This is a genomic window from Nocardioides nitrophenolicus, from assembly GCF_016907515.1.
Lineage (GTDB): Bacteria > Actinomycetota > Actinomycetes > Propionibacteriales > Nocardioidaceae > Nocardioides > Nocardioides nitrophenolicus.
Map to the genome: position 1 here is coordinate 1,065,442 of NZ_JAFBBY010000001.1, position 24,702 is coordinate 1,090,143.

19 protein-coding genes are annotated in these 24,702 nt (G+C 73.0%); 7 read left to right on the forward strand and 12 right to left on the reverse strand.

Features of this window, described 5'->3' with window-relative positions:
• Window positions 1-126: 126 nt before the first annotated feature.
• The 10 genes from JOD66_RS05170 to JOD66_RS05215 form a co-directional block, all read right to left on the reverse strand.
• Window positions 127-1,032, reverse strand: a complete 906-nt coding sequence (locus JOD66_RS05170) for a phosphate ABC transporter ATP-binding protein (RefSeq protein WP_239545090.1) — start codon at window positions 1,030-1,032, stop codon at window positions 127-129.
• Between the two features lie 103 nt (window positions 1,033-1,135).
• Window positions 1,136-2,605 carry a substrate-binding domain-containing protein gene (locus JOD66_RS05175; protein ID WP_204835839.1) on the reverse strand — a complete coding sequence of 490 codons (1,470 nt, stop codon included), beginning with the start codon at window positions 2,603-2,605 and terminating at the stop codon, window positions 1,136-1,138.
• A 50-nt stretch (window positions 2,606-2,655) separates the two neighbouring features.
• Window positions 2,656-3,567, reverse strand: a complete 912-nt coding sequence (locus JOD66_RS05180) for a sortase (protein WP_204835840.1) — start codon at window positions 3,565-3,567, stop codon at window positions 2,656-2,658.
• Window positions 3,564-6,161, reverse strand: coding sequence for a hypothetical protein (locus tag JOD66_RS05185; protein WP_204835841.1), 2,598 nt, complete (start codon window positions 6,159-6,161; stop codon window positions 3,564-3,566). Before JOD66_RS05185 ends, JOD66_RS05180 begins: the two co-directional genes overlap by 4 nt.
• Window positions 6,158-7,753, reverse strand: coding sequence for a phosphate ABC transporter substrate-binding protein PstS (locus tag JOD66_RS05190; RefSeq protein ID WP_204835842.1), 1,596 nt, complete (start codon window positions 7,751-7,753; stop codon window positions 6,158-6,160). The genes JOD66_RS05185 and JOD66_RS05190 overlap by 4 nt, the downstream gene beginning before the upstream one ends.
• A complete protein-coding gene (gene pstA, locus JOD66_RS05195; protein ID WP_204835843.1) occupies window positions 7,750-8,946 on the reverse strand; it encodes a phosphate ABC transporter permease PstA in 1,197 nt (398 codons plus the stop codon). The genes JOD66_RS05190 and pstA overlap by 4 nt, the downstream gene beginning before the upstream one ends.
• Window positions 8,943-9,956, reverse strand: a complete 1,014-nt coding sequence (gene pstC, locus JOD66_RS05200) for a phosphate ABC transporter permease subunit PstC (RefSeq protein ID WP_307823306.1) — start codon at window positions 9,954-9,956, stop codon at window positions 8,943-8,945. The genes pstA and pstC overlap by 4 nt, the downstream gene beginning before the upstream one ends.
• A 148-nt stretch (window positions 9,957-10,104) precedes the next feature.
• Entirely contained in the window at window positions 10,105-11,424 is a 1,320-nt protein-coding gene (locus JOD66_RS05205) for a serpin family protein (protein ID WP_204835844.1), read from the reverse strand.
• A gap of 37 nt (window positions 11,425-11,461) precedes the next feature.
• On the reverse strand, window positions 11,462-11,911 hold the full coding sequence (locus JOD66_RS05210; protein ID WP_204835845.1) for a DUF3817 domain-containing protein: 450 nt from the start codon (window positions 11,909-11,911) through the stop codon (window positions 11,462-11,464).
• 38 nt (window positions 11,912-11,949) lie between these two features.
• Window positions 11,950-12,723: an isoprenyl transferase gene (locus tag JOD66_RS05215; RefSeq protein ID WP_204835846.1), complete on the reverse strand. Its 774-nt coding sequence runs from the start codon at window positions 12,721-12,723 to the stop codon at window positions 11,950-11,952.
• 82 nt (window positions 12,724-12,805) lie between these two features.
• Between JOD66_RS05215 and JOD66_RS28125 the strand changes: the two genes are divergently transcribed.
• Together JOD66_RS28125 and trhA are read left to right on the forward strand one after the other, a co-directional pair.
• Window positions 12,806-14,017, forward strand: a complete 1,212-nt coding sequence (locus JOD66_RS28125) for an AIM24 family protein (RefSeq protein ID WP_239545092.1) — start codon at window positions 12,806-12,808, stop codon at window positions 14,015-14,017.
• Between the two features lie 117 nt (window positions 14,018-14,134).
• Window positions 14,135-14,875, forward strand: coding sequence for a PAQR family membrane homeostasis protein TrhA (trhA, locus tag JOD66_RS05230; RefSeq protein ID WP_204835847.1), 741 nt, complete (start codon window positions 14,135-14,137; stop codon window positions 14,873-14,875).
• Here the strand turns inward: trhA and rlmC are convergent.
• Window positions 14,860-16,035: a 23S rRNA (uracil(747)-C(5))-methyltransferase RlmC gene (gene rlmC, locus JOD66_RS05235; protein WP_204835848.1), complete on the reverse strand. Its 1,176-nt coding sequence runs from the start codon at window positions 16,033-16,035 to the stop codon at window positions 14,860-14,862. The two genes, trhA and rlmC, sit on opposite strands and share 16 nt — an antisense overlap.
• Window positions 16,036-16,068: 33 nt before the next feature.
• On the opposite strand from rlmC, the gene JOD66_RS05240 reads away from it, so the two are divergent.
• From JOD66_RS05240 to JOD66_RS05255, 4 genes are all read left to right on the forward strand, one after another.
• Window positions 16,069-16,797 (forward strand): hypothetical protein, encoded by a 729-nt coding sequence (locus JOD66_RS05240; RefSeq protein ID WP_204835849.1) that lies wholly within the window; start codon window positions 16,069-16,071, stop codon window positions 16,795-16,797.
• Between the two features lie 247 nt (window positions 16,798-17,044).
• Window positions 17,045-18,169, forward strand: a complete 1,125-nt coding sequence (locus JOD66_RS05245) for a PfkB family carbohydrate kinase (protein WP_204835850.1) — start codon at window positions 17,045-17,047, stop codon at window positions 18,167-18,169.
• Window positions 18,166-19,092, forward strand: a complete 927-nt coding sequence (locus tag JOD66_RS05250) for a pseudouridine-5'-phosphate glycosidase (RefSeq protein WP_204835851.1) — start codon at window positions 18,166-18,168, stop codon at window positions 19,090-19,092. The genes JOD66_RS05245 and JOD66_RS05250 overlap by 4 nt, the downstream gene beginning before the upstream one ends.
• Window positions 19,093-19,215: 123 nt before the next feature.
• Entirely contained in the window at window positions 19,216-22,245 is a 3,030-nt protein-coding gene (locus tag JOD66_RS05255; protein ID WP_204835852.1) for an amidase family protein, read from the forward strand.
• 49 nt (window positions 22,246-22,294) lie between these two features.
• On the opposite strand, the gene JOD66_RS05260 is transcribed toward JOD66_RS05255, so the two are convergent.
• On the reverse strand, window positions 22,295-23,716 hold the full coding sequence (locus JOD66_RS05260) for an aminotransferase-like domain-containing protein (RefSeq protein ID WP_204835854.1): 1,422 nt from the start codon (window positions 23,714-23,716) through the stop codon (window positions 22,295-22,297).
• On the opposite strand from JOD66_RS05260, the gene JOD66_RS05265 reads away from it, so the two are divergent.
• The gene (locus JOD66_RS05265; protein ID WP_204835856.1) at window positions 23,715-24,671 is read left to right on the forward strand and encodes a DMT family transporter; all 957 of its coding nucleotides are present in this window, start codon (window positions 23,715-23,717) and stop codon (window positions 24,669-24,671) included. The genes JOD66_RS05260 and JOD66_RS05265 overlap by 2 nt on opposite strands.
• Window positions 24,672-24,702: the final 31 nt, after the last annotated feature.

A 24,702-nucleotide genomic window follows, 5' to 3' on the forward strand; every position in this document is an offset into this window, starting at 1 on the left:
GCACACCTTTGGTCGAGGGACACGACGAGCGCCCCCGGTCTCGGAACGACCGGGGGTACCGCCCCAGCCTACGGCTCCCCGCCGACAGTGAGGCCGCGCCGGGTCGGCCGACCACGTGGACCGGGCTCAGCCGAACCGGCCGTTGACGTAGTCGTAGGTCCGCGAGTCCTGCGGGCTCTGGAACATCGCCTCGGTGTCGCCGTGCTCGACGATGACGCCGGGCTGGCCCTGCGAGGCCAGGAAGAAGGCGCACTGGTCGGAGACCCGGGCGGCCTGCTGCATGTTGTGGGTGACGATCACGATCGTCACCTCGCGCGCGAGCTCGAGCATGGTCTCCTCGATCACCCGGGTCGAGGTCGGGTCCAGGGCCGAGCAGGGCTCGTCCATGAGCAGCACCCGCGGACGGATCGCCAGCGAGCGGGCGATGCACAGGCGCTGCTGCTGGCCGCCGGACAGACCGCCGCCCGGGGCGTCGAGGCGATCCTTGACCTCGTTCCAGAGCCCGCCCTTGACCAGGCAGGACTCGACGAGGTCGTCCTTGTCGGACTTCTTCATCCGGGTGCCGGTGAGCTTGAGTCCGGCGAGCACGTTCTCCTGGATCGACATCGCCGGGAACGGGTTCGGCTTCTGGAACACCATGCCGATCGCGCGGCGGGCGTCGATCAGCCGCTTGCCGGGGTCGTAGATGTCCTCGCCGTCGAGCAGCACCTCCCCGGCGAGCTGTGCCGACGGGACCAGCTCGTGCATCCGGTTGAGGATGCGCAGGAAGGTCGACTTGCCGCAGCCCGACGGACCGATCAGGGCGGTGATGCCGCCGGCCGGCATGGTGAGCGAGACCCGGTCCAGGACCTTGTGGTCGCCGAACCACGCGGTGATCTCGCGGGCCTCAAGCTCGGCGAGGCTCGCCGGATCCGGTACGTCGACGGAGGTCGCCGGGTCGAGGCGGGGTACGTCGGCCGTCGCGGCGCCCGGCGGAGCGGGCGGCGGCGGGACCGCGGGGAGGGACATCGTGTCGACGGCGTCCGGGTTCATGGGCTCTTCCTGTCGTGGGACGGTGCCGGGCGGCCCGCTGGGGCCACCCGGCACCGGTGCTACGGGTGCTACGGGTGCTGCTGGGTGCTGCCGGTGCGGGTGGTCAGCAGGCCGCGGCCTTCGCGCTGTTCGCGGCCTTGAGCGCCTTCTTGGCCTTCTTGAGCTTGACCTTGACCTTCTTCTTCGCGGTGCCCTTGGCCTTCTTCAGCTTGGACTTGAGCTTGGTGACCTTGGCCTGCGCGGTGTCGGCCTTGGCGGTGGCGGCGGTGCAGGCGGCCGACGGGCCGGCCGTGACGACCACGGTGACGGTGCCGGTCGAGGGCTGGAACACGGTGCCGGCCTTGGGCGCGTACACGGCGGTGTAGGTGTGGCTGCCGACCGGGACGCCGGTCAGGCTCGCCGTGGCGGTGCCGCCGATGAGCGGGACGTTCGCCTTGACGACGCTGCCGCCCTCGCGGAAGGTGACGGTGCCCTCGGGGGTCTTCGAGCCGTTGATCGCGGCCTTGAGGACCACCGCGCCGTTGCCGTTGTGGGTGCCCGTGACGCCGGCGGTGGTGGTGACCGGGGCGACGTCACCGCTGATGCTGAAGTCGGTCGTCGCCGACGTGGTCTGCACGCCGCACACGCCACCGTCGTCCGGCGTGGCGAGCTGGTCGAAGCCGGCCTGCTTGATCAGGCCCGCGGCCTGCTCGGAGCACAGGAAGCCGTCGGGTCCGAACAGCGCGGTGATCTCCGGCTTGGCGACGTCGGTGCCCCGGACCACGTTGTAGAGCGCGCGCTCGGCGGAGAAGCCGCCCTCGAGGCGCAGCGTGCCGAGCAGGTCGGCACGGCCGGCGGAGAACGGCGCGATCGCGTTGGGGTCGTTCTTGATCGCGGCGTCGTCGTGCTCCTGCACCGGGGTGACGGTGCCGGCGAGGACGACGGCGGTGCCACCGTTGGCGGCCTTGAGCTGGGCCTCGAAGAAGCTGCGGGTGCCCGAGCCGGACTGCGGGATCTTCGGCGCGATCACGCCGCTGGTCGTGCTGCCGGGGAGGTCACTCCAGTTGTCGTAGGTGCCGTTGTAGATGTTGACCAGGTCGGCGGGCGTGATCGAGGCCGGCGCGTTGGACGTCTTGGAGACGGCCATCTTCAAGGTGTCGAGCGCGAACGGGAACTGCTTGAGGCTCGCGGCGATCTCGTCGGAGCTCAGCGTCGAGGAGGACCGGGCGAAGTCGATCGCGGCGACGTTGTTGGCGCCGTAGAGCCGGCCCTTGCCCGCGCCGGAGCCGTTGGGGCGGGTGATCGGCGCGGCCTCGCCGGGCAGGGTCAGGTCGCCGCCGCTGGTGGCGGCGTAGGTCACCAGGCGGGAGGTCGGGGCCGGGGTCGCGGCGTTCCACGCGTCGCCGAGGAGCTTGAGCGCGTGCTGGCTGGTGTCCGAGCCGACACCGATCACGTCGGTGGCCACCGGGGTGATGCCGGCGGTGTCGTCGGCGTCGGCGACGTACGCCGCGTGGGCGGGCGCGGAGCCCACGGCGAGGGCGCCGAGGGCCAGGGTCGCCGCAAGAGCGCTCCCGAGGGTGGTGCGTACAGACATCAACTTCCTCTTTCTGGGATCTTCTTTGGTTGGGTCGGTGGTGCGGTCGGTCAGATCAGGTTGGGGAGCAGCCGCAGGGCGGTGTCGGTGGTCAGCCAGGACAGGGCGAGCACCGGCGCGACCGCGACCACCCACACCTGGGCGCGGCTCCAGCGCTGGCGCGCGAGCTGGGCCGCGACGACGGCGCCGATGAAGAGCGCCAGCCACAGGGTCAGCAGCGGCAGCGCCTCGGTGCCGGACTTCATCGCCTCCTCGGACTCCGGCACGCTGGGCGAGAGCCCGCCCGGCGCGGGGAAGCCCTCGGCCGCCTCGGCGTCGACGTAGACGGTGCTGCCGGGCATCAGCCGCGCGAAGCGGCCCTCCCCCGCGGCGGTGACCAGGGTCAGCCGGGCCGCCCCAGCCGGGGCGGGCTGCGGCAGCGGGTCGCCGTCGCGCCGCACGCCGATCACCTTGAAGCCGACCTCGCCCTGGCCCATGGTGACCGTGATCGGGTCGCCGACCGCCAGCCCGCCCAGGCCACGGAAGGGCGCGCCATAGGTCGTCGAGCGGCCGTAGACGATCGAGGTGCCGACCTGCCCGGGCAGCACGGTGTCGCGGCGGTGGCCGGGCCCGGCGAACAGGTCGCCGGCCGCGGTGCCCTCGACCACGGTCTCGTCGATCCCCAGCGCGGGGATGTCGAGCAGCGCGACGGGGGCGCCCGGGTCGGTCACCGGCCCGATCGGCGCGGTGGCGCCGGCGAGCTGCATCCGCAGCTCCCGGTGCAGCAGGGCCTGGGCGCGCTCGTGGGACACGCTGCCGAGGACGAGCAGGTGCACGGCCAGCCAGGCGCACAGCACCGCGACCACGGTCAGCGTCGAGCTGGCGAGGAGTCCCGGCTCGCTGGGCGGCGGCGCGGGCGCCGGCGGACGTCGGCGGCGGCCGGCCTCCTCGGTCCCGACCTCGTCGGGGGCGGCGACGCTCATCGGACCCACCGCCGGCGCAGCGACATCAGCCGGGTGACCAGCGACGCGGCGGCGGCGAGGGTGCCGATCACCAGCAGCGCGGGCAGCATCGACAGTGCCGTGCCGGAGCTGGCCGCCTCGGTGCGGGCGGTCACGGTCGGCGCCGGCTCGGCCGGCGCCGCGGGTACGGCGGCCTCCGGCGCACCCGCGGGAGGAGCCTCCACGGCCGGCGCGGCGGGCGTCTGGGTCACGGTGCCCCCGGCGGCGGCACCGCCCTCGGCCGGCGGCGCGTGCTGCGCCTCGACCGCCTTCGCCGTCGCCTGGGCGGTGCGCCACAGCTTCGCGGTCACGCCGCTGCGGCGCAGCGGGAGGTAGCCCTCGGGGAGCTCGCCGTTCGCCCGGCCGGCCCGCTGGCCCTCGGTCGTCGCGATCCGGATGAAGGAGGCGACGGTCGCGGCCTCCTTCTGCTTCAGGCCGTGGGTCCGGGCCGCCGTGTAGACGATCTGGGTGCCCGGGTAGGCGCTCCTGGCCGCCAGCAGGTCGTCCTGGCCCAGCACGAACGGACCGAGGCGGTCGCCCTTCTTCTGCTTCGCGACCTCGATCGCCTTGCCCAGCGAGGCGCTCGACGGCGCGACGTACGCGCTGCCCCTGGTCCGCAGCGCGGCGGTGCGCAGGCCGTAGCGCTCGGCGTCGCCGAGACTGACGATCCCGAGCAGGAAGCGCGCGCCGTAGGGCTGCCGGTCGATCCGGCCGATCTTCCAGGCCTGTCCGACCGCGTTCAGGTCGGCGTCGCAGCGGGTCTGCACGTTCGGCCACGAGTCGATCAGGGCGTCCGCGATCTTGCGCAGCGTGGTCACCGGCGCCGCAACCTGGCTGAGGTAGACCGACGGGTTCGCCTGCCGGCACGGGTCCTGGGTGGTCGGCGTGTAGATGTCGAGAAGGGGCCACTCCGCGGCCGGGACCTCGAACTTCCGGTACGCCGGGTTGACCTTCATCCCCCACGGGTCGGGCTTGCCCTTGATGAAGCTCATCGCGTCCTTGTCGGCGGCGATGTACTCGGTGAGCTGGGCGACGATGTCGGAGGAGTTCGACAGCGACAGGAGGGTCGCCCCCGCCTCGGTGGTGCGCTGGCTCAGTCCCGGGTTGAGCGCGACGAACTCGGGGTCGGCCTGGATGCTCAGCGGGTTGGTCTCCAGGCCGGGATGCCCCTTGCCGAGCGCGGAGCCCGGATAGCTCTGGGTCAGCAGCTTCGCGATCAGCCGGGCGTTGAGCCGCAGCTCGCCGTACTCGCCGGCATTGTCGGGCCGGTCGATCACGTACCCGATCCCGAACCCGGTGACCGCGGTCGGCGCATAGCCGACCGGATCCTCGCCGGTCGCCTCGTGCGGCGCGGAGACGAAGGCCGCGGGCGAGTCGCCGCTCTGCATCAGGTTCCAGCCGGCCTGGTCGGGCATCTGGTTGAGCTGGAACTTGAAGCGCTTCTTGTTCAGGCAGTACGCCGGCGCCCACTGCAGGCCGGCCTGGGCCATCAGCTCGGAGCCGGAGAAGGAGACGGGCGGCCGGCTGTCGAGGACGTCACAGGCGTCCGGCGGCAGGCCGAAGGTGATCGGGATCGAGACCCGGTTGCGCCAGTTGGACGCCGACCACCACAGCGCGGGCCCGACGGCCTGGTCGATGCCGAGGCCCGCGAAGTTGCTGCTGCCGGAGGCGAACTCGCCGTACTGCCGGCACTCCTCGCCGAGCCGCTTGGCGTCGTCGCTCGGCGGCGCGCAGCTCAGCCCGGTGATCGGCACGACCACGATCGAGCAGGCGACCGTGTTCGAGCAGCCGAGCGACTCGTTCTCGGTCTTCGAGCGCACCTCGAAGCCGACCTGGCCGTTGCCGTCACCGTCGGTGAAGGCGGCGACCTCGGAGGCGGGGAAGGCCGAGCCGACCGCCGCCTCGGGCGGCATGGTGTCGCTGTCGCAGGCCAGGTAGCGGGTGCCGGAGGCCGCGACGAAGGGCGTCAGGTGGGTGAGGGTGCCGTCGACCTTGGCGGTCTTGCACTTGTCGTCGGGCAGTGCGTCGACGCCGGACAGCGGCGCCTTGTCGGCGTCGCCGGCGTACTGGTCGACGGTCCACAGCGCCTCGTACGGCGACCGGGCGACCTGGGAGCGCTGGAAGAAGGAGGAGGTCCAGCAGGTCTCGGGACTGAGCTGCTGCGCGGCCGGGAGGCTCGCGTCGTCCCGGCCGCGACACTGCATGACGACGACCGGGTACTCCTGGCTGAGCCCGTTCTCGCCGTACGGGTTGCTCGCGCGGCCACCGCTCGGCGGCGCGCCACTCCACGAGATGTCCACCCGCTCGCGACCACGCAGGTCCGTGGTGTGGTCGGCGCGTACCGTGAACGCGGAGGAGGTCACCGACTCGACGGCGCCCTGCGCGTCGACGAAGGTGCGCTCGATGGTCTTGGTCTGCTCGAAGCCGCCGGCCGGGGCGACCCGGGCCGCCGGGTCCGTGGGCCGCGCGGCGGCCGGACCCGCGCCCGCGCCGGGGGCGAGCAGGGCCAGGCCCATCAGCGCGGCCACCGCGACGGTGCCGGCCAGGCCTCGGCGGCGCTCCCGCGGCGCGCTCATGCCGCGCTCCGGCCGAGCCGGCGCCGGCGCAGCAGCATGCTGACCACGCCGGGCACCAGCACCAGGAGCAGCAGCTCGACCACCGCCAGCACGCCGAACGGACGCCGGTCGCCCGCACGGTCCGCCACCAGGGTCGGGTTGGCGTACACCTCGGTCGGGGTGGTCCCGGTCGCGGCGACGGGGGCGGCGCCGGTCTCGGGATCGACGGTGGCGGGCTGGCCCTCGGCCACGGGTGCGCCCGCGCCGGTCGCGGCCGGGGCTGCCGGCGCGGCCGGGTCGACCGGCGTGCCCTGGTCGGTGGACGGCTGCCCCGTCCCGGTGTCGGTGCCGCACGGCCCGGCGCCGCTCTTGTCGCAGGCGGCCGGCTGCGGGGCCTTCTTCGCGAGCACGTTGTTCTTGAGGTTCTTGCCGTCGAAGGTCGGGTTGTTGCAGCTCTTGACGTCGCGGTCGGTCAGCTCGACGGCGGGGTCGGCGGCCTTGAGCTTGGCGACCTGGTCGAAGCCGGCCTGCACCAGGTTGAGCGGCAGCGGCGAGTAGCCGTAGGAGCCCGCGCTGGTCTGGCCCCCGCACAGCGAGTAGTAGATGAAGTCGGCGAGCGTCTGCCGCTTGGCCGTGGTCATCCGGGTGTCCGAGCCGCCGGTCGGGATGATCATGTAGGAGTACGACGAGATCGGGTAGGCCCGCGGGTCCGCGTTGACGTAGACCCCGGTCAGGTCCTGGGTCAGCGTGGTCGGGTTGATGACCGCCTTCGTCAGCGCGACCGCGGTGTTGTACTGCGTCGGCTCGATGAAGTAGCCGGCCTTGTTGAGCACCTTGACGACCGGGTAGTTGGCGTTCTTCGGGTAGGAGTACTCGACGTACCCGATGGTGCCGTTGCCCGCGAAGCCCTTGACCGTGTTCATCACCTGGTCCGAGCCGGACTGGGCGACCATCCGCGAGCCGGACTTGCGCGGGTAGTACGACGTCAGCCCGGACTTTCCGAAGTACGGCCGCCACAGGCTCGGGTACTGGTTGTCCATCCAGGTGGTGAACTGGGCGGTCGTGCCGGAGCCGTCCGAACGGACGACCGGCGTGATCGGGAGCGAGGGGAAGGCCCGGCCGTTGTTGTCCTTGGTGATCGCGGCGTCGTTCCAGTTGGTGATGGCGCCGGTGAAGATCTTGGTGATCGTCTCGCCGGAGAGGCGCAGGTTGCGCACCAGCTTGCCGCCGACCTTGAGCTGGTAGGTGAACGCGGTACCACCGGCCACGATCGGCAGGTAGGCGTAGGGCCGGTCCGACTTGTCGGCGTTGCCCTGCTCGTCGACGCCCTGGTACGGGATCTCGGAGATCGCGAAGTCGTTGGTCGACTGCGCGAAGTCCTTGCGGCCCTTGCTCGAGCCGCCGCCGGTGTAGACCACCTTCATCCCGTTGGCGTCGACGTCGGCGATCCACTTCTGGACGATCAGCTCCGACCAGGTCGAGCCGGTGCCCTCGATGGTCGTGTACGTCGTGCGGTGCGCCCCACCGTCGTCGGCGGCCGCCGTACCGGTCGCCGAGGCCAGGACGGCGAGCCCGGCGAGGAGCGCGAGAAGGGTGCGGACGCGGGAAGTCATGCGGTCTCTCCGTGGGGGCGGGTGCGGCGGGGGCGGAAACGGCGCAGGCGGGTCCGGTGCCGGCGGGGCCGGGCGACCAGGCGGGCGATCACGAACAGCGCGAGGACCAGGGTCATCAGCACGACGGCGGCGCCGAAGGCGCGGCCGATCGCGTTCGGCTCGCCGCTGCGGACCTGGGTGTAGATGAACAGCGGCAGCGAGTTCATCGCGCCGCCGACCGGGTTGGCGGTGATGAACGGCGCCGCGCCCGAGGTCAGCAGCACCGGGCTGGTCTCGCCGACGCCGCGGGCGACGCCCAGGATGACCGCCGTGGCGAGTCCGGGACGCGCGGTCGGCAGCACGACGTGCCACACGGTGCGCCAGCGGCTGGCGCCGAGCGCCAGGCTGGCCTCGCGCAGGTTGCCGGGCACCACCCGCAGCACCACGTCCGCGGCCCGGGCGATGATCGGCAGCATCATCACGCCGATCGCGAGCCCCGCCGCGAGGCCGGACCGCGGTACGCCGGCCGCGAGGATCACGGTGGTGTAGATGAACAGGCCGGCGACGATCGACGGCAGCGCGGTCATCGCCTCCACCACCGTGCGCACCACCTTGGCGAACCGGCCGCCGACCTCGGTCATGAACACGGCGGTGCCGATGCCGAGCGGCAGCGCGACCGCGAGGCCGATGCCGAGCTGGATGCCCGAGCCGATGATCGCGTGCAGCACGCCGCCGTCGGTGAACGGCGCCTTCGGCTCCACGCCGGCCATGTCGTCGGTGAAGAAGTTGAGGTGGGTCAGCGGACGCCAGCCGCGCAGGAACACGAAGACCACGGCCGAGACCAGGGCCAGGCCGACGGCCACCGCGCCCGCGGTGACCACCACTCCCGCGATCCGGTCCCGGACCTCGACGAAGGTCGTGCTCATCGCGGACAGCAGGCCGGTCATCACGATGCCGGCGACGAGCAGCACGATCACGAACCAGGCCAGGCCGCTGAGCGGCAGGAAGCGCTGGGTGATCAGCCAGGTCGCCCCCAGTGCGGCGATCCAGGCGCCGACCCGGGCGAACAGCTCGTCGGCGTTGGGCCGGCCTACGGCCCGCCGCGGCACCGGCGGGGGTGCATCGGCAGCGCGGGTCGGGAGCGTCGTACGCGGCGCGGTGGGCGCGGCCGTCGGCTCGACGACGACCGGGCCGGGCGAGGTCAGCGCGGTCATGCGTCGGCGTCCGCTCCGGAGCGGCTGCGGTTCACGATCACGGCCGCGAGCGTGTTGACGCACAGCGTGATCAGGAACAGCACGAAGCCGGCGGCGAGCAGGGCGGAGAGCTGGGCGGGCGTCGCGTCGCCGAACTGGACCGCGATCAGCGCGCTGACCGAGTTCGCCCCGATCTCCAGCACGTTCCACTTGATCTCGAACGCCGGCGAGATGATCAGGACGACGGCGATCGTCTCGCCCAGGGCCCGGCCCAGGCCGAGCATGGTGCCGCCGATGATGCCGCCGCGGCCGAACGGCAGCACGACGCTGCGGATGACGCCCCAGCGGGTGGCGCCGAGCGCGAGCGCGGCCTCCCGCTCCCCCGGCGGGGTCTGCGAGAACACCTGGCGCATGACGGCGCAGGCCATCGGCAGCACCATCATCGCGACCGCGATGCCCGCGCAGAAGGCGCTCGAGACATAGCGGCTGGTGTCCCACACGGCGCTGTCGGGGTCGGTCCCGCGGATCTTGAAGAAGGGCACCCAGCCGAAGTTGCGCTGCAGCCACCAGGCCAGCTCGGCGGCGTACGGCATGACCAGGAAGAAGCCCCACAGGCCGTAGACGATGGACGGGATGGCAGCCATCAGGTCGACGGCCGACACGAGCAGTCCCTTGACCCGGGCGGGGGCGTACTCGCTGATGTAGAGCGCGGTCAGGAGCGCCAGCGGGAAGGCGAAGGCCATCGCGACCAGGGCGATCGACACGGTGCCGACCAGGACGCCGGCGATGCCGATCACGTCGATCTCGGGCTGCCACCGCTCCTCGGTGAGGAAGGAGAGCCCGTAGTGCCGAAGGGTCGGGACCGCCTGCCAGGCGAGGAAGACGCCGACGCCGCCGGTGATGACCAGCACGGACGCACCGATCGCCCGCGAGACGTTGACGAACACCGCATCGGCACCCGTGGCCTTGCGGGAGATCCGGCGCGGCTCCACTTCGGGCGCGCTCGGATCGACGAGGGGCAGGCTGGTCACACGTCGTCCTAGGTCGTGGCCACCCGAGAAAGGCCGTCTCGCCGCGCGGGATCGCGCGGCCACCGGGAACGTTGGCGGCGAATCCTGACCAGTGAGGGTGACGACGGTGAACGGGACCCGAACGGTGCCGCCGCTTTGGATTAACTTGTCAGGCGGTGGGGTCGCTCACCCGGCCGACGAAGAGCGGGGTCGCGTGCTCGACGTCGTGGATCACGAAGAGATAGGGCCGGTCGACCAGGAACGGCTCGGTGAGCGGCGCGCTCTCGACCCGGACCACCACGGCGGTCGCCGCGGCGGCCTCGGTCCCCTCCTCGTCGACCGCGATGAAGCCCTGGTGCAGGACCTCGGAGACGACCAGGGGCAGGTCCTCCTCGGTCATCGGCGTGAAGTCGGCCGCGCCGTCCTGGAACGCCGTCGGCATCCCGAGCGCCGAGAGGGCCGCCTTGAGGGGCGCGGCGGTGCGGAAGGTCCAGCGCGGGAGGCTGAGGTCGACGGAGGCCGGCTCGCCCCGCCCGAGGAAGGCCGCGAAGCCGCCGGCCCGGACCTGCTGCTCGACCCGGTCCAGGGCGCCCTCGTCGGGGAGCACGACGCTCATCGCGAGTCGCCGCCCGGCGTACGGCAGCACGACGGCCCGCCAGCCGTCGCCGGCGCTGAGCGAGGTCGCGAGCTGGGGCAGGCGCATCAGCTCGACCTCGACGTCCGAGCCGTCGGGACGGTGGAAGCCCCCCGTCGTGGTCGCGCTCTTCTCGAACGGCTCCTCCCACGGCGCCTTCAGGTAGATCGCGTTGACCAGGACCAGCCGGGTCAGCTCGTCGAGGGCGTCCTGGGGCACCAGGTCGACGATCCGGTCGTGGGTCCGCTCCTCCACCCAGGCGTTGATCGCGCGCCGGGCCCGCTCGGTCGCTCCGACGAAGTCGACGGTGCGCAGGCCGGCGCCGTACTCCTTGGCGAGCAGGTCGAGGAAGTCGGCCGCCCAGGCCACCTCGCGCTGTCCGAACAGCTGGTCGGCGGTGCTCAGCGCGAGCTCGGCCGTCGAGCCGTCGGCCCGCTCTTGCCGGCCCGCGAGCCCCTCGACGTGGGCGCTCAGCGCGTTGACGCCGCGATGCCAGCGCTCGCCGAGGTCACCCACCCCCAGCACCGCACGCATCTCCTCGGCGGTGGTGCCCGCCGCCCCGGTGAGGGTCATGCCGAGCGCGAGCGCCACGGAGTACGGCGAGAGCACCAGGTTGCCGTCGCCGGCCGCCAGCTCGCCGTACAGCCGCCCGGCGAAGCGGTCCAGGCCGGCGACGACGGGCGCGACCAGGGCGGGGTCCCCCGCCGCCCGGCGTACGTCGGAGGAGACCAGGTCGATCTCCCCCGGGGCGGGCTCGGGGTCGACATTCGGTTCGTCACCGCAGGCGGTGAGCAGCCCGGCGACGAGGCCGGTGAGGCCGAGCTGGAGTGCGGTACGACGGTCGAGGGCGGTCATGCCCGTGGGACGCGCCCCGCGGCCGCGAGGTTCCGGGTCAGGATCCCGGCGGACCCACGACCAGCGCGACACCGGTCAGCGCGGCGACCGCCACCAGCCCGACGCCCAGCCCGCGCAGCGGGTTGGCGAGCAGCCAGCCGACCAGCCGGTCGGGCAGCGAGCTGCCGGCGCCGGCGGGCAGCCGCCAGGTGTCGCCGAGCCAGTCCCTGCGGATCGCCCACCACTCGAGCGGCAGCGTCGCCAGCGGGGGCACCGCCGCCACCAGGGCGAGCAGCCCCCGGCCGGCCGACCAGCGCCGGTCCACCCAGACCACCACCGTGGTCACGACGTACGCGACGAAGACGACGCCGTGCAGCATCCCGAAGATCCGGACGCCCGCCTCGTTCTCCGCGGGTCCGTACTTGAGGAACATGCCGAACAGCAGTCCCGTCCAGGTCACCGCCTCCGCGATCGCGACGGTGCGGAACAGGCGGGTGGGGGTGTTCACGGATGCTGACAGTACCCGTGTGACCCAGGTCGCTAGGGCTAGGAGCCGAACCGGCGCTCGCGCTGGGCGTAGGCCCGGATCGCGCGCAGGAAGTCCACGCGGCGGAAGTCGGGCCAGTAGGCCTCGCAGAAGTAGAACTCCGACTTCGCGCTCTGCCACAGCAGGAAGCCGCCGAGCCGCTGCTCCCCCGACGTGCGGATCACCAGGTCGGGATCGGGCTGCCCCTTGGTGTAGAGGTGCTCCTCGATGTGCTCGATGTCGATCTGCTGGGCGAGCAGCTCGAGCGGCGTGCCGAGCGCGGCGTGCTCGGTGAGCAGCGAGCGGACGGCGTCGGCGATCTCGCGACGGCCGCCGTAGGCCACCGCGACGTTGACGATCATCCCGTCGACGTCGGCCGTGGCCTCGGCCGCCGCCTTGAGCCGCTTGGCGGCGGCGTCCGGGAGCAGGTCGAGCGCGCCCACGGGGTGCAGCCGCCAGCGGCGCTGGTCGGCGAGCGAGTCGACCGCCTCGACGATGATCTCCAGCAGCGGCTCCAGCTCCTGGGCCGGACGGTTCAGGTTGTCGGTCGAGAGCAGCCACAAGGTGACCACCTCGATCCCGACCTCGTCGCACCAGCCGAGCAGCGGCTCGATGTTGGCCGCGCCCGCGCGGTGGCCGTGGGCGGTGTCGCGGCCCACCGCCTTCGCCCAGCGCCGGTTGCCGTCGAGCATGACGCCGATGTGCTTCGGCAGGTTGCGCGGCATCTTGCGAAGCATGCGCGCCTCGTACGCCGGGTAGAGCACCCTGCGCGCACCGCGCTTCCAATCCGCCACATCCCGATGTTAGCCGGGCTACCGGGTCTCCCACTCGACTGACACGATGAGACCGACCCGAGAACCGACAGATAGGACGACCATGACCGCAGCCGCCTGGCACCCGGACCCCACCGGACGCCACGAGCTCCGCTACTGGGACGGCTCCCAGTGGACCGACCACGTGTCCGACCAGGGCGTGCAGTCGACCAACCCGCTCTATCCGTCGGCCGACGCGGGCGCCGAGACGGCCGCCGACTCCTCGGGCTCCGCCGACTCCTCCGCCGACTCCTCCGCCGACTCCTCCGTCGACGTCTGGGTCGGCAGCCAGGAGGCCGCCGCCGCCGACTCCGCCGCCGGCTCCGGGGACTTCGGCGAGGTGGCCGCCGACCGCGGCACGAGTGAGCCGGCCTTCTCCTTCGACGCGGTCACCGCGGTCGCGCCGCGCGCCGCCCAGCCCGTCGCCCAGCCCGAGCCCGCCGTCCAGGCGGAGCCGGCCGCCCAGCCCGAGCAGGTCCTCCAGTCCTGGGGCGACCAGCCGGCGCAGGCGTACCCGTCGAGCCAGCCCCCGGCGTACCAGCCCGCCCAGCAGCCGATGGTCCAGCAGCCCGCCGCCGGCTACGGCCAGCAGGTGCCGTCCGACGCCTTCGCCGGCATCTCCGGCGAGCTGATCGACGGCCGGTTCAGCGAGGTCGACGGCGCGGGCGCGATCCTGCAGAACAAGAAGCTGCTGCGGGTTCGGATCACCGAGCCGTTCATGGCCAAGCAGGGCTCGATGGTCGCCTACCAGGGCAACGTCAACTTCAACTACCAGGGCGGCGGCGCCGCGAAGTTCCTCAAGAAGGCGCTCACCGGCGAGGGCCTGCAGCTGATGCGGGTCGAGGGCCAGGGCGACGTCTTCCTCGCCGACCTCGCCCACGACGTCCACATCCTGCAGCTCACCAACAGCGGCCTGTCGGTCAGCGGCAAGAACGTGCTCGCCTTCTCCGCCTCGCTGGACTGGAACGTCGAGCGGGTCAAGGGCGGCAGCATCGCCGCCGGCGGCCTGTTCAACACCACCCTGCGCGGCACCGGCTGGGTCGCCATCACCACCGAGGGCGCCCCCGTCGTCCTCAACGCCGCCGAGGCCCCGACCTTCGCCGACGCGAACGCGCTGGTCGCGTGGTCGGTCCACCTGCAGACCTCGATCCGCTCCACGATGTCCGCCGGCGCCCTGATCGGCCGCGGCTCGGGCGAGGCCTTCCAGGTGTCCTTCCAGGGGCCGGGCTTCGTCATCGTGCAGCCCTCGGAGGGGCCGCCGGTCACCACGGCCTGACGCCTGGGATGGCCCGAACGGGCTACGCCGACGACGGCCGGACGAGTGATCTCTGAGCGTGAGATCACGTTCGTCCGGCCGTCGTTGCGTCTGTGGGCCGCGGGTACCCTTCGGTGCATGAACCAGGCCATCCACCACGCGAACGACAAGGTCCGCGCCCGGCTGGACGACCTCGGGGACCAGATCAGCGACAAGGTGGCCGAGATCAAGCCCAAGCTCCGCGGCTGGATCCACCTCGTCTCGACCCCCCTCGTCCTGGCCGCCGGAGTCGTGCTCATCTGCCTCTCCCCGACCGCCACGACCCGGGTCGGCTCGGCGCTGTACGCCGGCTCCGCGCTGCTGCTCTTCGGCACCTCCGCGCTCTACCACCGCGGCACCTGGTCGCCGAAGGTGTGGACGATCCTCAACCGGTTCGACCACTCCAACATCTTCTTGTTCATCGCCGGCTCCTACACCCCCTTCGCGCTCACGCTGCTCGACGGAGCCTCCCGCGTGATCATGCTGTCGGTGGTCTGGACCGGCGCCCTGCTCGGCATCGCGTTCAAGCTGTTCTGGCCGAGCGCCCCGCGCTGGCTGTCGGCGCCGATCTACATCGCGCTCGGCTGGGCGGCGATCTTCTTCATCCCGGCCTTCTTCCACGGCGCGACCGCGCTCGGGCTCGGCATCGGGATCGCCATCTTCGTGCTGATCGCGGTGGGCGGCGCGCTCTACACCATGGGCGGCCTCGTCTACGGCTTCAAGTGGCCCAACCCGTCACCGCGGGTGTTCGGGTTCCACGAGATCTTCCACGGCTTCACGATCGCCGCGTTCGTGGCCCACTACGTCGGCGTCTCGCTGGCGACCTACTCGCTGCGCTGACCGGGGACCCGTTCCAGCAGCACCAGCACCTCCGCGTGCGGGGTCTGCGGGAACATGTCGAGCAGCCGACCCCGCACCGGCCGGTACGACGCGAGGTCGGCCAGGTCGCGCGCCAGCGTCGCCGGGTTGCAGCTGGAGTACAGGACGTGGTCGGCCCCCGACTCCTCGAGCCGGCCTGCCAGCTCGTGGCCGAGGCCGCGCCGCGGCGGGTTGACGACGACCAGGTCGGCTCCGGCGAGCAGCCCGGCGTGCTCGGGCGCGGTGGCGTCGCCGACCGCGAAGTCGACCTCCCCCGGCAGCCCGGCCTCGTCGCGGGAACGCTCGGCCGAGGCGATCGCGTCGGCGCTGATCTCGATCCCGCTCACCCGGCGGCCGGGGGCGGCGAGGTGCAGCGCGAACCCGCCGACCCCGCAGTAGAGGTCCACCACCCGCGTCGGCGCCAGCTCGGCCGACCAGGCCACCGCCTCGGCGTACAGCGCGGCGGCGACGGTGGTGTTGGTCTGGAAGAAGCTGCGCGGGCGCAGGTGCAGGCTGATCCCGCCCAGTCGCATCGGCAGCGTGTCGGCCTCGGTGAGCACGATCTCCCGCTCCCCCTCCAGCACCGCGCGGTGCTCGGGCTGGACGTTGAGTGTCACCACCCGGACCGCCGGCAGCGCATCCCGCAGCCAGCCCAGGTGCTTGCGCACCCGCGCCTCGACCGCCGTCGAGCGCACCACCAGCCGCACCATCAGCTCGCCCTCCGGCGATGCCGTCACCAAGAGGTGCTTGAGCTCGCCCCGCTGGCTCACGGGCGCCCCCGAGCCCACGTCGTACGGCGTCAGGTCGGCGCGCCGCACCAGCTCCGCCAGCACCGGCAGCGCCGCCACGATCGCCGGCTCATGCAGCGCACAGTCCCGCAGGTCCACCCCGGCTCCGTCGGGCCCGAGGATGCCCAGGGTGGGCTCGGCCGCGGTGCCGCCGACGACCATCTTGGCCTTGTTGCGGAAGCCCGCCATCGGGCTGGCCACCGGCGGCAGCCACTCCAGGCCCGGCGCGTCGACGAGCGACCGGGTCGCGGCGAGCTTGGCCGCCAGCTGGTCGTCGTACGGCTGACCGAGCCAGGTGCACGAGCGGCACTCCCCCGCCGTGAAGTGGGCGCAGTCGAGCACGGCGAGAGCCATGGCTCCATCGTAGGCGCGCACTAGGCTGCGCCCGTGCCGTCCCCGCTCGAACGCGTCCAGGCCGCGCCGGTCCTCGCGACCGTGCGCCGCCTCGAGCAGCGCATCGCCGCCCGCTTCCCGGGGCGCGGGCTGAACAAGGTCGCCGGCGAGCTGGCCGGCCTGGTCGAGACCGTCGACTCCTCGACCGCCACCGCGCGTGGCCGCCGGTCGTGGCTGCGGCCGCTGTCGCGGTTCGGGATCGTGGCGGTGCTGGTCGTGACCGTGGCCGTGATGGTGCTCGCCGTCCGCTCGGCGCTCGTCGACGCGCCCGACGACGGACTGGCCTGGATCCCGCTCGCGGAGAGCGCGGTCAACGACCTGGTGTTCGCGGCGCTCGGGATCTGGTTCCTCTACTCCGTGCCGGAGCGACTGCAGCGCACCCGCCTCCTGGAGCTCCTCCACCGGCTCCGCTCGCTGGCCCACATCATCGACATGCACCAGCTCACCAAGGACCCCGAGCGACTGCGCACCGAGTTCGTCCCCACCGACGCCAGTGTGGCGATGGACCTCGACACCGACCAGCTCGAGCACTACCTCGACTACTGCTCCGAGCTGCTCAGCCTGGTCGGCAAGACCGCCGCCCTGTGCGCGGAGGCATCCCGCGACCCCGTCGTGCTCGACACCGTCAGCACCGTCGAGACGCTCACGGTGTCGCTGGAGCGCAAGATCTGGCAGAAGATCGCGGTGCTCAACCACCACCGCGAGTCGCCGGGCAGCACCTGACCGTCCCCGCCCGTCCCTGACCCCCTCCCACCCGGCAGGCGCGCCACCCGACGCTGTAACACGCAGTCCGCCGCACTACTCGGCGCTTGTCAGCAGGACGAGCGCCATTTCCGGCCGTTTGCTGCGGACAAGTGGCGACCAGTCGGGTGGACTGCGTGTTACAGCCGACCTCGGCGCGCCGGACCAGGTGCCGGAACAACCCCCTCCCACTTGCTGAGAGTCTTAAACACCACTTATCGTTCTAAATATGAGCTCACTGACCCCTCGCGAGCGTGAGGTCCTGGAGCTGGTCCGGGTCCAGCCGCTCCTGGACGCCCAGGCGATCGCCGACCGCCTCGGCAGCACCCGCGCCTCGGTCGCCATGGCGCTGTCCTCGCTGACCCGCAAGGGCGCGATCGCGGGGCGCGGCTACATCGTGCGCGACGAGGCCCAGGTCGTCGTGCTCGGCGGCGCGGTGATGGACGTCAAGGCGGTGACCGACGCGCCGGCCGGGCTGCACACCAGCAACCCGGCGACGATCCGCACCTCGCCCGGCGGGGTCGGGCGCAACATCGCCGAGGGGATCGCGCGGCTGGGCCGGCGTACCTTCCTGGTCGCGGCGCTCGGCGACGACGTGTTCGGGCGGGAGCTGCTCGCCCACACCGCCGACGCCGGCGTGTACGTCGACCACGTGGTCCGCGGCGGGTTCGCGACCGGCACCTACCTGGCCACCCTCGACCACGACGGCGAGCTGGTCGTCGGCGCGTCCGACCTGCGCGCCACCGATGCGCTCACCGTCGACGCGCTCGGCCGGGCCCGGGACCTTGTCCCCCGCGCCGACTTCCTGGTCGTCGACGGCAACATCCCCGCCGACGTGGTGCGCTGGGCGATCCAGGCGTGCGCGCAGCACGACGTCCCCCTGCTCCTCGACCCGGTCAGCGTCGCCAAGGCCGGCCGCCTCGCGCCCCTGCTCGACGGCTCGCCGATCGACACGGTGACGCCCAACCTCGCCGAGCTGGCCGCGCTCACCGGCGCCGGCGCCCCGGTCGCCGACACCAAGCCGGCGATCACCCGCGCGGCCGCGGAGCTGCACGAGCGCGGCGTGCGCCGGGTGTGGGTACGCCGGGGCCGGCGCGGGAGCCTGCTCAGCGACGAGGGCACGGTCACGACGCTCGCCGCGCGTCCGGCCGAGGTGGTCGACGTGACGGGTGCCGGGGACGCGATGACCGCGGCGTACGTCGTCGCCCGCACGGGCGGCGAGGGTCCGGTCGCGGCCGCCGAGCTCGGCCATGTCGCGGCCGCGCTCACCATCGCCCACCCCGACAACGTCCGACCCGACCTCGCCACCGCACTGCACGCCGACCACCCCCACCGAACGGAGACCCTCTCGTGACCAGCCCCCACCCGCTCCTGTCCGTCGCCCCCGAGGTCGCGGAGGCGCTGGCTGCCGGCGGGCCGGTCGTCGCGCTGGAGTCGACGATCATCAGCCACGGCATGCCGTACCCGCGCAACGTCGAGATGGCCCGCGAGGTGGAGCAGATCGTGCGCGACGGCGGCGCCACGCCCGCGACGATCGCGGTGCTCGACGGCGTCCCGCGGATCGGGCTGTCCGCCGCCGAGCTCGACGTGCTCGCCTCCGACCCGTCGGTGACCAAGGTCAGCATCCGCGACCTGGGGTACGTCGCCGCCCGCCGCGCCCACGGCGCCACCACGGTCGCGGCGACCATGCGGCTGGCCGCGCTCGCGGGGATCCGGGTGTTCGTCACCGGCGGCCTCGGCGGCGTGCACCGCGGCGCCGAGGCGTCGATGGACATCTCCGCGGACCTGACCGAGATGAGCCGCACCGACGTCGCGATCGTCAGCGCCGGCGTGAAGTCGCTGCTCGACATCGGTCGCACCCTGGAGGTGCTGGAGACCCTCGGCGTCCCGGTCGTCGCGTACCGGTCCGACGAGTTCCCGTCGTTCTTCTCGCGCTCCAGCGGGTACGCCGCGCCGATGCGTCTCGACGAGCCGGAGCAGGTCGCGGCGATGATGCGTGCGAAGTGGGCGCTCGGCCTCGAGGGTGCGGTCTCGGTCGCGAACCCCGTCCCGGCGGAGGACGAGATCCCCCAGGCCGAGATCGAGCGCACCATCCAGCAGGCCCTCGCGGACGCCGACGAGCGCGGCATCCGCGGCAAGGACATCACGCCGTACCTGCTCGGCCGGATCGTCGAGCTCTCGGACGGCGCCTCGCTGGAGACCAACATCGCGCTGGTGCGCGACAACGCCCGGCTGGGCGCGTCGATCGCGGTCGCCTACGCCGCGCTCACCTCATGAGCCGCCGGCCGGTGACACCGTTGAAACGTTTTACACACGGGTAACCGCGGGCGGCGCAAAGCGTCATCGGCGCCGCCTAGACATGAGGGGCCACGTCCCCCATGGAAAGGTCCCGTTCCCCAGATGAGCTCCCCCATGACCGGGCGCCGCGCGATCCGCGCGGTCTCCCTCCCCCTGACGGCCGCCCTGGCCGTCGGGGCCGTGACGCTCGCCGACCCAGCATCGGCCCTGTCCAGCGTCACCACCGCCAACGGCGCGACGATCAACATCAACGACGCCCGCCGGCCGGGCCTCGACACCGGGTCGATCCGCAACGTCAGCGGCTCGCGGATGGAAGGCTTCGGCAACGTCTTCCTCCACGTCGACGCACCCGCGGGCGAGGAGCCGCGGATGAACGACCAGATGGTGCGCGGCTTCGGCCTCGCCCAGGCCGGCCCCGGCAGCTACCGGTCGACCGCGTCGGTCCGGCTGGGCGACGTCCTGATGAGCCGCAGGGTCCATGTCGCCACCGGCACGAACACCACCAGCTTCTACGACACCTACACCAACGCCTCGACCGAGCCGGTGACGATCAAGGTCTCCTTCGGCGGCTCGCTCGGCTCCGGGCTCACCACCACCGGCTCCCCCAACAAGGCGACGGTCAGCGCCACCAGCAGCGGCGACGCGATCGTCGACCCCGCCGACACCTGGATCACCGCCACCACGCCCGGCAACACCCGGCCGACCGGTGTGGTCGTCGGCACGGGGGTCGACGCCCTCGGCGACCAGCAGTCGGACCCGTTCACGACGGCGTACGTCCCGACGGGCAGCCGGTCCAACGACCTCGGCTTCATCAGCGAGCTCACCATCGAGCCCGGCCGCACCGAGTCGCTCCTGCAGTACGTCGTCGTGGGCGCGCTCGCCGACACCACCCAGATCACGACCGACACCGCGGCGCTCGCCGCCGCGCCGGACCTCTCCCAGCTGACGATCGACGAGATCTGCACCCTGCAGAACTGGGACGTCACGTCCTACGCCGCCGCGTGCGCCGGCGCCGAGCCGCTGCAGCTGCCCGCGGCACAGACCGAGGCGGTCCCGGTCACCGACGCGTCGTACGACGTCACCGGGAAGACCATCGCCGACCTCCAGGCCGCGATGGTCTCGGGCGAGACGACCTCGGTGGAGATCACGAAGGCCTACCTCGACCGGATCGAGGCCTACGACTCGGGCGCCTACGGCTTCCACTCGTTCATCACGGTGGCCAAGGACGCCGTCGCCCAGGCCATGGCCGCCGACGCCGCGCGCGCGGCGGGCGAGTCCGGAGACCTGCTCGGCGTGCCGATCGCGCTCAAGGACCTCTACGACACCAAGGACATGCCGACCTCCGGCGGCACCCTGGCGCTCGAGGACTGGGAGCCCGGCGCGGACGCCTGGCAGGTGGCGCGACTGCGCGACGCGGGCGCCGTGATCATCGGGAAGACGAACCTCTCCGAGTTCGCCAACTCCGGTTCGTGGAGCGAGAGCGGGTTCGAGCAGACCTGGAACGCGCTCTACCCGTCGAAGTCCTCCTTCGGCTCCAGCGGCGGCTCCGCGACCGCGGTCCGTGCCGACCTCGCCGCGGCCGCCATGGGCACCCAGACCGGTGTCTCGCTGTACGCACCCTCGACGGGCGCCAGCCTGGCGACCTTCCGCGGCACCGACGGCCTGACCAGCACCAACGGCGTGATGCCGCTGACCTGGGCGACGGACTACGCCGGGCCGATGGCCAAGTCGGTCACCGACCTCGCCTCGCTGCTCGACGCCACCGCCACGCGGACCACCGGCAACAACCCCGACGACCTGCTCACCTCGCGGGTGGACAACGACCTGCGCCCGACCGAGTGGAAGACCGCGCTGCGCGCCGACGCCCTGCAGGGCAAGGTGATCGGCTATGTCCCGGCGGCCTTCCAGTCCACCGCGATCACGGACGACAACGCCGGCCAGGTCGCCCTCGCCCAGGTCCGGGCCGCGATCGAGGCCGCCGGCGGCACTCTCGTCCCGCTCGCCACGGCGCAGACCGCGCCGCCCGCCCCGACCGGCAGCTTCCCGACGTCCGGCAGTGCGGGCGCCGAGGGGTGGGAGCGCTACATCGAGGAGGATCGGCCGGGCACCTTCCCGTACACGACCAAGCAGCTGATGGAGAACCCGGCGAACCTGCCGTACAACGTGTCCGGCAACTACACCGCCCAGCCGATGGACGACACGAGCGTCGAGAACCTCCTGGCCCGGCGTGACGCCTACAAGCAGACCGCCGCCACCTGGATGGACACCGCGTTCGGGTCCGAGCCGGTCGCCGCCGTGGTCTACCCGGGCTTCCTCACCAGCATCGGCAACAACGACGCGACCTCGGCGATCTTCTCCTCCGACCGCGCCTCCGGGGTGATCACCCAGACGATCGGGCTGCCCACCGCGATCCTGCCCATCGGGCGCAACGACGAGGGACAGTCCAACAACGTCCAGGTCGTCGGCCGCGCCTGGGACGACGCCGCGGTGCTCGGCCTCGGCTACGCGCTGGAGCAGCAGACGCATGCGGCGATGTCGACGGAGTTCGCCCCCGCTCTGCCCTGGAGCGGGCCCGCCGACTCGGTGACCGCCGTGACCCTGGGCAGCACCGCCACGACGTACGCCACCGCCACGACGGCCACGGTCACCGTGACCGCCGATCCGGAGGCGACCGGCAGCGTCGAGGTCGAGGTCGCCGGGACCACGGTCACCGGGACGCTGTCGGGAGGGACGGCGACCGTCACCCTGCCCGGCTCCCTCCCGGTCGGCACCCACCTGGTGACCGCCCGGTACGCCGGATCGGCCACGGTCGCGCCGAGCGCCGCCACGGCGACGCTCAAGGTGTCCCACGCGGCGCCCGCGGTGACGGCCGAGCTCAAGAAGAAGAGGGTCAAGCCGGGCAAGCGCGCCCGACTGGTGGTCACCGTGACCGGGGCGCCGGTCACCGGCGGCACCGTGCTCGTCTACGACGGCGGCAAGGTCGTCGCGACCCAGACCCTCAGTGACGCCCGGTCGGTCGTCAAGCTGCCGAAGCTGAGGCTCGGCAAGCACCGCCTCCGCGCCTATGTCGTGGCCGGCGACGACTACCGCGCCGCCTGGAGCGGCAAGGTGGTGCTGAAGGTCAGGCGGTAGCCCTCACGGGTGGTTGTCGGTGCCGCGGCCTCGGGGCCGCGGCACCCGGCTATCCCGACTGCCCCGACTGCCGTCGCACCGCCCGCTCCACGACCGCGGCCGCGGCCGGGTAGCCGCTCGGCTCGGGGCCGATGTAGGTCAGCCGGAGGTACGGCGCCGGCGGCTCCGCGGGGAACCACTCGTCGCCCGCGGCCACCCACACCCCGTCGGCCGCGCAGTCGCGCACCAGCTGGTCGGCGTCGACACCGTCGGGCAGACGAGCCCACAGGTGCAGGCCACCCGGCGGGACGACGTCCAGGGTGAGCGCGGGCGCGTGCTCGCGGACGGCCGCGACGAGCAGGTCGCGGCGCTCGCGGAGCTGACCGCGCAGCCGGCGCAGGTGCGAGCGCCAGCCGGGATCGCTGACCACCTCGACGGCGGCCTGCTGGAGCAGTCCGCTGACGTACATCGACTCCGCCGCGCGGTCGGCGAGGATCCGCTCGCGAGCCGGCCCGCGGGCGATGACCGCGGCGACCCGGATCGCGGGCGAGACGCTCTTGGTCAGCGAGCGCAGGTAGACGACGTGGCCGGTGTCGTCGCGTGCCGCCAGCGGCAGCACCTCGGCGTCGATCCCGAAGTCGTGGGCCCAGTCGTCCTCGACCAGGAAGGCGTCGTGCGCACGCACGACGGCGAGCACCTCGTCGCCGCGCTGCTGACTCCAGTGCGCGCCGGTCGGGTTGGCGAAGCTCGGCTGGGCGTAGAACGCGCGGGCGCCGGTCTCCCGGAACGACCGGTCGACCTGCGCGGGGTCCGGCCCCTGCGCGTCACTCGGCACGGGGACCAGCTCGACGCCGGCCTGGCGACCGGCCTGGATCGCGCCCCAGTACGTCGGCGACTCGATGAGCAGCGGCTGTCCCGGCGCGGCCAGGGCCCGGAAGATCGAGGCCAGCGCGCTCTGCGAGCCCGGCGCGACGATCACGTCGCTCGGCGTGACGGCGCTGAGCCGGGCCGGCGCCGCGTCGGCCAGCTCGGTCGCGAACCAGGCGCGCAGCTCCGCGAGGCCCGCCGCCGGCGGTCGCGACGTCGCCGCCGCGCCGCGCGCGGCCCGGCCGAGGGCGGCGCGGACCAGCCGCTCGGGCAGCAGGTCGGGTCCCGGGTAGCCCGCGTGCAGGGCCTGCGCCTCGGGCGGCGGGGTCTGCAGCGGGGCGGCCACCTTCGCCAGGTCCGCCCGGCGGCCCCGCAGCGCGGCGGTCTGCCAGCCGAAGTCCGGTCCCCGGGCCGGACGGACCGCGCGCACGAAGCTGCCGACCCCGGGCCGACTCTCGACCAGGCCCTCGGCCACCAGCCGGCGCAGCGCCTTCTGCACGGTGACCGGGCTGGCGGCGTACTCGGCGACGAGCCGGCGCGACGACGGCAGCTGCGCCCCGGGGGCGGCGTCGCGGATCCAGGCGCGGAGCTCGGCCACGATGCGGGCACTGCTATCGTTGCTCATGTCAGTACACAGTAGCGCTATCACTCCCCGCTCGGGTCTGCTATCCGCCGTTCCGGCCGGGCTGGCCTGGGGCCTCCTCGGCGTTTTGGCGTTCTCCTTCACGGTGCCGCTGACCCGGGTGGCCATCGGCGGCCTCGACCCGCTATTCATCGGCGCCGGGCGCGCGGTCGTCGCCGCCGCACTCGCCACCGCCGCCCTCGCGCTGACTCGGCAGCGGCTCCCCCGCGGCCGGCAGTGGCTGCGACTCGGGGTGGTCGCGGGAGGTGCGGTCGCCGGCTTCCCGCTGCTGACGTCGTACGCGCTGACCGAGGTGCCGGCCAGCCACGGCGCCGTGGTGATCGCGATGCTGCCCGCCGCCACCGCCGTGATCGTGGTGCTGCGCACCGGTGAGCGCCCGGTCCGCGCGTTCTGGCTCTTCGCCGCGCTCGGTGCGCTCGCCGCCGTGGGCTTCGCGGCGCTGCAGGGGGACGGCGCCGGCCACGTCCAGCGGGCCGACGTGCTCCTGGTGATCGGGGTCGTCGTCTGCGCGCTGGGGTACGCCGAGGGCGGTGCGGTCTCCCGCGAGCTCGGCTCCTGGCAGACCATCTCGTGGGCGCTGGTGCTCGCCGCCCCGGTCATGGTGGTCCTCACCGCGACCAGCCTCGCCACCCACCCGCCGTCGGCGAGCCCCACCCAGTGGCTGTGCTTCGGCTACCTGTCGTGCGTCAGCATGTTCCTCGGCTTCTTCGCCTGGTATCGCGGCCTGGCGATCGGCCCGATGGCACAGGTCAGCCAGGTCCAGCTCGCTCAGCCGGTGCTGTCCATCGCCTGGGCCGGACTGCTGCTGGGCGAGCCGATCACCTGGCTGACCGTGCTCGGCGGGCTCGCCGTCGTGGCCTGCGCGGCCGGGGCCAGCTCCTCGCGGCGCCGGTCCCCCGTCGTACCGGACAGAATGGCTGCGAAATCGGCCGATTGACGACCATTTCGTCCGGTACGACGAGGAACCC

Bases quoted from the DNA above. Each gene is read 5' to 3' on its own strand.
- JOD66_RS05170 (WP_239545090.1), bottom strand. From the start codon at position 1,032: ATGAACCCGGACGCCGTCGACACGATGTCCCTCCCCGCGGTCCCGCCG.
- JOD66_RS05175 (WP_204835839.1), bottom strand. From the start codon at position 2,605: ATGTCTGTACGCACCACCCTCGGGAGCGCTCTTGCGGCGACCCTGGCC.
- JOD66_RS05180 (WP_204835840.1), bottom strand. From the start codon at position 3,567: ATGAGCGTCGCCGCCCCCGACGAGGTCGGGACCGAGGAGGCCGGCCGC.
- JOD66_RS05185 (WP_204835841.1), bottom strand. From the start codon at position 6,161: ATGAGCGCGCCGCGGGAGCGCCGCCGAGGCCTGGCCGGCACCGTCGCG.
- JOD66_RS05190 (WP_204835842.1), bottom strand. From the start codon at position 7,753: ATGACTTCCCGCGTCCGCACCCTTCTCGCGCTCCTCGCCGGGCTCGCC.
- pstA (WP_204835843.1), bottom strand. From the start codon at position 8,946: ATGACCGCGCTGACCTCGCCCGGCCCGGTCGTCGTCGAGCCGACGGCC.
- JOD66_RS05205 (WP_204835844.1), bottom strand. From the start codon at position 11,424: ATGACCGCCCTCGACCGTCGTACCGCACTCCAGCTCGGCCTCACCGGC.
- JOD66_RS28125 (WP_239545092.1), top strand. From the start codon at position 12,806: ATGACCGCAGCCGCCTGGCACCCGGACCCCACCGGACGCCACGAGCTC.
- trhA (WP_204835847.1), top strand. From the start codon at position 14,135: ATGAACCAGGCCATCCACCACGCGAACGACAAGGTCCGCGCCCGGCTG.
- rlmC (WP_204835848.1), bottom strand. From the start codon at position 16,035: ATGGCTCTCGCCGTGCTCGACTGCGCCCACTTCACGGCGGGGGAGTGC.
- JOD66_RS05245 (WP_204835850.1), top strand. From the start codon at position 17,045: ATGAGCTCACTGACCCCTCGCGAGCGTGAGGTCCTGGAGCTGGTCCGG.
- JOD66_RS05255 (WP_204835852.1), top strand. From the start codon at position 19,216: ATGAGCTCCCCCATGACCGGGCGCCGCGCGATCCGCGCGGTCTCCCTC.
- JOD66_RS05265 (WP_204835856.1), top strand. From the start codon at position 23,715: ATGTCAGTACACAGTAGCGCTATCACTCCCCGCTCGGGTCTGCTATCC.
- JOD66_RS05260 (WP_204835854.1), bottom strand. From the start codon at position 23,716: ATGAGCAACGATAGCAGTGCCCGCATCGTGGCCGAGCTCCGCGCCTGG.